General features: G+C 55.5%; 6 protein-coding genes. 1 reads left to right on the top strand and 5 read right to left on the bottom strand.

Going from position 1 to position 7137, the window contains the following annotated elements:
• On the bottom strand, nucleotides 1–552 hold a 552-nt coding region (locus tag VH413_19740), incomplete at its 3' end, for a hypothetical protein (protein HEX3800935.1).
• An 11-nt stretch (nucleotides 553–563) separates the two neighbouring features.
• The gene (locus VH413_19735; protein ID HEX3800934.1) at nucleotides 564–1304 is read right to left on the bottom strand and encodes a DUF4190 domain-containing protein; all 741 of its coding nucleotides are present in this window, start codon (nucleotides 1302–1304) and stop codon (nucleotides 564–566) included.
• A 317-nt stretch (nucleotides 1305–1621) separates the two neighbouring features.
• On the opposite strand from VH413_19735, the gene VH413_19730 reads away from it, so the two are divergent.
• Nucleotides 1622–2740 carry a glycosyltransferase gene (locus VH413_19730; protein ID HEX3800933.1) on the top strand — a complete coding sequence of 373 codons (1119 nt, stop codon included), beginning with the start codon at nucleotides 1622–1624 and terminating at the stop codon, nucleotides 2738–2740.
• A 395-nt stretch (nucleotides 2741–3135) separates the two neighbouring features.
• Here VH413_19730 and VH413_19725 read toward each other — a convergent pair whose 3' ends face one another.
• The 3 genes from VH413_19725 to VH413_19715 form a co-directional block, all read right to left on the bottom strand.
• Nucleotides 3136–4536: a HAMP domain-containing sensor histidine kinase gene (locus tag VH413_19725; GenBank protein HEX3800932.1), complete on the bottom strand. Its 1401-nt coding sequence runs from the start codon at nucleotides 4534–4536 to the stop codon at nucleotides 3136–3138.
• Nucleotides 4517–5185 carry a response regulator transcription factor gene (locus VH413_19720; GenBank protein ID HEX3800931.1) on the bottom strand — a complete coding sequence of 223 codons (669 nt, stop codon included), beginning with the start codon at nucleotides 5183–5185 and terminating at the stop codon, nucleotides 4517–4519. Before VH413_19720 ends, VH413_19725 begins: the two co-directional genes overlap by 20 nt.
• 286 nt (nucleotides 5186–5471) lie before the next feature.
• Nucleotides 5472–7019 (bottom strand): DegQ family serine endoprotease, encoded by a 1548-nt coding sequence (locus tag VH413_19715; protein HEX3800930.1) that lies wholly within the window; start codon nucleotides 7017–7019, stop codon nucleotides 5472–5474.
• Nucleotides 7020–7137: the final 118 nt, after the last annotated feature.

Below are 7137 nucleotides of genomic sequence, written 5' to 3'. Positions count from 1 at the left end.
CGGGCAAATCAGAGTATTTGGATTAGGAAGTTCATTGGTGATCTCCATGAGATTCTTTGGAAGCATGTTTCCGTGATCAACAGCATATATCCGCATCGCCAGTCCTATATTCTTTAAATTGCTCGCGCAGTTTATCGCTGTGGGGCGGCTTTTGATTGGATGGAAAATGGCGAACATTAATGCGGTGCCGGTCAATAAGGTTCCAATGTAGCCGGTTATCAAGCCCAAAACCGGTGAGGTTTTTTTACGATCCTGCTCACGTAATTTTTTTGCCGAGGCTTGTGCGAGATGACCGTTAATGATCGCGATAATTCCAATCATCGGGCCGCTGATTATCAAGAGTGAATAAAATCCTAAATTAAATCCCCGATTCATCGTGACGGCAAAGAATCCAATGAGCGCCATCAGAATCAAACCCGACATCCGGCTCGTTTTGGCAAACCAAAGATACGGAGCCATTTCATCTTTGCTATCGCTCAATGGCTTGCCATGTTCGGGACAAACCGCTGTTGCATCCGAATACTCCTTGCCGCAACGCGGACATTTTTTCATACGATGAATGATTAGTGTTTTAACTTGCTCTTGTGTACTGAGCCGTCGCCCCAAACTTCAAAACCGTGAATCGGACACCTGATGATTGCGCGATTTGTCGTGTCGTCTTCATGTTCGCCAGGCGTCAAAAGTTCATAACTGATGTTTGCCGTATTCCAAGTCGCAGGAACCGTATTAACCGGGCGCGGATGGTTCGTATCTGATGGGCAATGAAGGATGAGTGGATTTACCATCTCGTTCGTCATTTGCAGGAAATTTGTGGGCAGAACATCATTATGATCACCGGCAAAAATGCGCGCCGCCAAAGCCAGTTGCTTGAGATTGCTTTGGCAATTTAGATCGGGAGCGGCATTTCTGACAGGGTGAAAAATAGCCTGAAACAAACTAAAAGCAGTCAAAAAAGTTCCGATATACCCGGTTGCCAAACCGACCATCGCTGCTTCGCTCTGGCGATATTTGTTGGGCTGTTTCTTTGAGCGTGAGCGGGCGATATGTCCGCAGATGATTGCAACTAATCCGACGGGTGTGCCGAAAATAATTAACAACCCGTAAAAGTTCCAGCTTTGAAGGGTGTTCCAGGTGCAAATAAAGGCAAGGATGCTAAACGCCAAAAGCAAGCCCAGCACTTCGCTAACGGTGGCAAAACGGTTGCGCGGAAGTGGCGGAATAATGGACGTCAAATTCTCACCGTCTTCGGAACAAATCTCTGTTGCATCCGAATACTCCTTGCCGCAACGCGGGCACTTTTTCATGCGGGTGAATTGATTACGATTCAACTTACATCCGCGATTGTGAAAGTGAAGGATAATTCTTTCCACCGGAGAACGATTTCGGCAAGTTTGCGGCAGGACGTTCCAATTTATAGGGCGCATCTGGATACTGTTTTTGAAGAAAAGCGGATGGGATTTATCGAACTGATAAAGATGTGGCCGGCGAGGGCGCCAGCCACTGCACGCGAGGGCGCGTGCGCTCCCCGGGACGGGACCGACTCCGTTCGCTGCGGGCAGATGGATGCAATTTCGAGAACAATGCCCAGATGGGCAACTACTTTTAACGAGGTCAAACAAACATGCGCATATTAATTGCCACGATCACGGCGGGGGCGGGACATTTGCAGGCGGCGGCGGCTTTGGATGAAGCGTGGCAGGGGCTTCGCCCGGGCGATGTGGTCGAGCGCGTGGATTTGAAAAAGTTTTTTTCGCCGCTGCATCGCAAGGTTTATACCGACGGTTACATGGCGATCGTGGAGCATGCGCCGGAGCTTTGGGGAATGTTTTTCAAGAAGACGGACAATCCCAAGCTGCTCGGGCGGCTGGCGCGGTTGCGCAAAAAATTTCCGACGAACAGCACGAAGAAGTTCATCAAGTATGTGAAAAAATTCGAGGCGGACGTGGTGTTCTGCACACATTATCTGCCGGGCGAAATTTTGGCGAAGGCGTTTGACGATTGGGACGGGCCGCGTCCGCTGGTGGTGACGGTGGTGACGGATTTTGAGGCGCATGCCTTGTGGATGAGCGACGTGGTGGATTTTTATTGCGTGGCGTCGGAGGCGACGAAGGCACGGTTGGTGGCGCGCGGGGCGAAGCCGGAGAACGTGGCCGCGACGGGCATCCCCATTTCCGCAAAATTTTCCAGCGTGCCGGAGGCGGCGGCGATCCGCAAACGCTGCGGGTTGCGCGATGATTTGCCGACGCTGCTGGTGCTGGGCGGCGGTTTCGGCATGGGGCCGGTCGGGGAAATTCTCGCGGAGTTGGACAAGGTGGGCGCGGCGTTTCAGACGGTGGTGGTGGTGGGGCGCAATGAGGAATTGCGGCGCGAATTGGCGGTGCAGGACCGCAGGCACCCAACGCATGTATTGGGGTTCGTGACGAACATGCACGAGTTGATGACGGTCGCGGATTTGATCATCACGAAGCCGGGCGGGTTGACGTCGTCGGAAGCGCTCGCGCTGGGCAAGCCGTTATTTATTCTTAATCCGATTCCGGGTCAGGAAGCGGCGAACAGCGATTTTCTGCTCGAGCGCGGCGCGGCAGCGAAGGTGAATGCGGTGGAAGATTTGCCGTTTCGATTGGAGGAGTTGCTGGGGTCGAAGAAGCTTTTGGAGATGGGGAAGGCGGCGAAAGGTTTGGGAAGGGCGAAGGCGGCGGTGGAGATTTGCCGGGAGGTTTTGGGAAGGGTGGGGAAGTAGTTTCAAGTTTCAAGTTTTCAGTAAGAAAAAAAGTTCTTTTGCGCGATAGGTGATTTCGAGAAACGGTTGAAACCGTTTCTTGCGCGTGTGGCCGATTTTTCCCCTAACTAAAGTTAGGGGTTAATGAGAAGTGTTGGGCGAGTGTGGGAGCTTTGGTTCCATACGGGGATTTCTTTCGTCCCTGCGGGACTTGGATGGAAAGGGAACTCGACCCAGCAATAAATTGCTGGGCTAAGGTCTGTCGTCCCGGCGGGACTTCGGACGGCGGAGCGGCAGCTTCGCCCTACCGTGCGTTGGAATGTTTGTTGTTCTTGTGGATGCTCGCCAGGGATTCGCTTTTCAAAGCTGCATGGAGTGGAAAGGTGACTTGGGGCGCTGATGGGTTTCCGGTGAATTTAGGATTCGGTGGCGGGGATGGTGATGATGAATTCGGAGCCTTGGTCGGGTTCGCTTTTGACTTCGGCGCGGCCTTTATGGGCCTGGACGATGGCGCGGACGACGCTCAGGCCGAGGCCGAGGCCGCGTTGGGAACGGCTTTTGTCGCCGCGATAAAGGCGGTCCCATATTTTTTCCAATTCGCTGGCGGGAATGCCCATGCCGGTGTCGCGCACGCGGATGATGGCGTTGTTATTTTCACGAGCGGCTTGAATGGTGACCTGGCCGCCGGCGGGCGTGTATTTGATGGCGTTGTCGAGCAGGTTGGCGAAGACCTGGCGCAGGCGCGCGGGGTCAACAGAGGCTTCGCAGGGGGCGGCAAAATTTGTGGTGACGGTAATTTTCTTTTCCTCGGCGACGTATTGATAGAGTTCGATCACTTCATCCCAGAGCGCGCACAGATCCACCGGCGAACGGGCGAGGCGCATCGCGCCGGCTTCGGCCTCGGCGACGTCCATGAGCGTTTGCAAAATCGTGAGCACGCGGTCGGATTCCTCGACGCAATCGGCGAGGGCTTCGCGCGAAGTATCGGTGGTGGCATCGGCGCGCAAGGCGGACTCCGCCGTGATGCGCATGCGGGAGAGCGGCGTGCGCAGATCATGGGCGACGTTGTCGAGCGATTCGCGCATGCCGACGATCAACGCCTGATTTTTGTCGAGCATGCGATTGAATAATTGCGCGAGGTCGTCGAGTTCGTCCCTGGAACGGCGGACGGGAACGCGGGCATCCATTTTGCCGGTGTCAATGATGGAGCGTGCGGTGGAAATAATTTCGCGGACGGGCTTCATGGTGCGATGCGCAAAGACGGCGCCGCCGACAAAACCGAGCAGGACAATGGGCGTCATCACCGCGAAGAACACGAGACGAAAGGGCCGGAGGACAGTTTCGCGATTGTTGGTGCTGCGGCCGACTTCGAGTTGCGAGCCGTCATCGAGAATGGCGGCGGCGAGGGTGAAATCGCGTTCTTCATCGCGCGGAATGCGGACGTAAGCGGGATGAAACTGGACGTTGCCGATCTGCACGCCTTTGGGATCGAAGGTGACCCAATCTTCGGGCACGCTTTGGAAGATGCCGCCGACCGGGCTCACGAGGCGCACGAAAAAGGGGCGTTGTTTTTTTGAAGATTGATTCGCCTGAATGACCGAACGCAGCGCGGGCAAGCCGCCGCCCTGATAGATGACGGAATATTCCTTGAGTTGCGACTCGATGACTTCGCGGTCCTTGCGGCCCATCGCCATCACGAGCAGGACGTAGGCGAAAAGGAACAGCAGGCACGTGGTCGCCGTGAAGACGGAGGCATACCATAGATTCAGCCGGAAGCTGAACGCGCGGCGAAAGCGGTTAGGCGGGCTTGAGGACATAACCCACGCCGCGGATGGTGTGAACGAGATTTTTGGTGCGATCAATTTTGTTGCGGAGGCGGCAGACGAGGACGTCCACGACGTTCGTTTGCGGATCGAAACTGTAATCCCAAATGTGTTCCATGATCATGGTCTTGGTGACGACGCGGCCGGCGTGGCGCATGAGATATTCGAGCAGGGCGAATTCGCGCGCTTGCAATTCGATGCGTTCACCGGCGCGGATGACTTCGCGGTTGAGCAAGTCGAGCGTTAGGTCGCCGACGACGAGGCGCGTGGGTTCGCTGGCATGAGTGGCGCGGCGAATGAGCGCCTGCACGCGCGCGAGCAATTCGGAAAAGGCGAAGGGCTTGGTGACGTAATCATCACCGCCGGCTTGCAGCCCTTTGATGCGGTCATCCACGGAAGCCTTGGCGCTCAAAATAATGACGGGCACGCGGACACCGGCCTTGCGCAATTCCTGGACGAGCACGAGGCCATTTTGCTTGGGAAGCATCACATCAATGATGGCGGCATCGTACGCGGTGGAGGTGGCCAACGCCTGGCCTTCCTCGCCATCGGCGCAACGGTCCACGGCGAAACCGCTTTGTTTGAGGCCATTGACCACAAACGAAGCGATCTTGGCATCGTCTTCAACCACGAGAATTCGCATAACGCTCTGGGGCGAGCTTAGTTTAACCGAAGTTTCGGGCATACTCAAAAAATGGGTGGCGGGCATATTATTTATTTGGGGATGGGTTTGGTGTGGAATGAGAAAGTGACTGAGGTGGTTGGATGGGGTTTGCCGCGGTATTTAGTGTGAGCGGCCTGACCTTATTTGTCTTGCTGCGGGTCATAGACCCGCGGTCCGTAGGGAGAAAATAAAACCGCCCTCCTGTCATTCCGGTCAGGAGGGCGGTGTGCATTTTACTGTTCTACCAACTACTAACTAACCTCGATCAACCCGCCTTGCTTTCATCAACCACCAAATAATGGCTGGCGCCTTTGCTCCAGATTTTCAGGAGCACAACTTTTTCCTTCACGTGCGACGTGAGCTTCACCGCGTCGTCGCCGCTGGCCACGGGCTTGTGATTGATTTCCTCAATCACATCGCCGGGACGAAGACCGGCTTCAAAGGCCACCGAGTCCTGGTCTACGTCGGTCACCACCGCGCCCTTCATGTTGTCGGGCAACTTCAACTGCTCCTTGGCTTGTGAATCAATGTCCGAGACGCCCACGCCATTGAGCGTGTCGCTGGAATTGTCAGTCGTGGCGTCATTACTCGCGAGTTCTTCGCTGCCGGGCAATTCCTTGACGGCGACTTCGAAGGTTTTTTCATGGCCTTCGCGATAGAGTTTCACCGACGCTTTTTGGCCGGGCTCGGTTTCGCCGACTTCAAGTTTCAAGTGGCGGCTATCGGTCACGGGCTTGCCGTTGAATTCCACGATCACGTCCCCGCTCTTGATGCCGGCCTTGTCAGCGGGGCTGTGCGGGGTGATGTCGCCGACGAGCGCGCCCTGATTATTCGGCAGTTTGAATTCCTGCGCGAGTTCGGGCGTGACGTCCTGGATGCTCACACCGAGGAAGCCGCGAATGACTTTGCCGTGCGCGATCAAACTTTCCATGACGTTCTTCGCCATATTGATGGGAACGGCAAAACCGATTCCCTGATAACCGCCGCTGCGGCTGAGGATGGCGGTGTTGATGCCGACGAGGCGTCCATCCGCATCCACGAGCGCGCCGCCGGAGTTACCCGGGTTGATGGCGGCATCGGTTTGGATGAAGTCTTCGTAGTCAGTGCCGACGTCCACATTGCCGCGGCCCTTGGCGCTGATGATGCCCATCGTCACGGTCTGGCCGATGCCGTAAGGATTTCCAATGGCGAGGCAAAGATCGCCGACGTCAATTTTATCGCTGTCGGCAATGGTGATGAAGGGAAGATTCTTCGCGTCAATTTTTACAACGGCGATGTCCGTTTTGGGATCGCGTCCGATGACTTTGGCGGTGAATTCGCGGCCATCGTTCAAAGTGACCTTGATGACATCCGCGCCGTCCACGACGTGGTTGTTGGTGAGGATATAGCCGTCCTTGTTCACAATGACACCGGAGCCGAGGCCGTATTCGTGCGGCGTGCGGGAGGTGTTATTGTTGCGGCTGTGTTGCTGGCCGCGTGGATTGGCGAATTGATCACCAAAGAAACGGCGAAGGAGGTCGTCGTTGTTCATGGGCGAAGAATCCTGGCCGTCCATCCCGCGAGACTTGGCGCTGACGGTAACTTTCACGACGCTCTGGGCGACTTGCTTGACCATCGGCGCGAAGCTGGTGGTGTTCAGGCCGCCGTGGGAGATGGGGGCGTCGTTGATGGTCAAGGTAACGGGAGTGACACGGGGGCTGTCTTCGGCTTTGACGAAGCGGCTCGTCGCGGCGCAGGAGAGAGTGACGATCAGCGCTCCCACGACAAGGGCCGCACCGCTGCGGTGAGCGGGTTTGTTAAATATTTCTTTCATATTTTCTGGTTATTGATTTGGTTGAATTTTTAAAATTTGTTTACTGCTACTGAAGAGAGGTTCGCACGGGTGGGTGTCAGGAACCTTTCCCGAACATTACAAATTTGTAAGGTGCTTG

The sequence above is a fragment of the Verrucomicrobiia bacterium genome, from assembly GCA_036268055.1.
In the GTDB taxonomy this organism is placed as follows: domain Bacteria; phylum Verrucomicrobiota; class Verrucomicrobiia; order Limisphaerales; family Pedosphaeraceae; genus DATAUW01.
The sequence above is the reverse complement of the archived record's forward strand: the minus strand, read 5'-3'. Positions and strand labels throughout refer to the sequence as shown.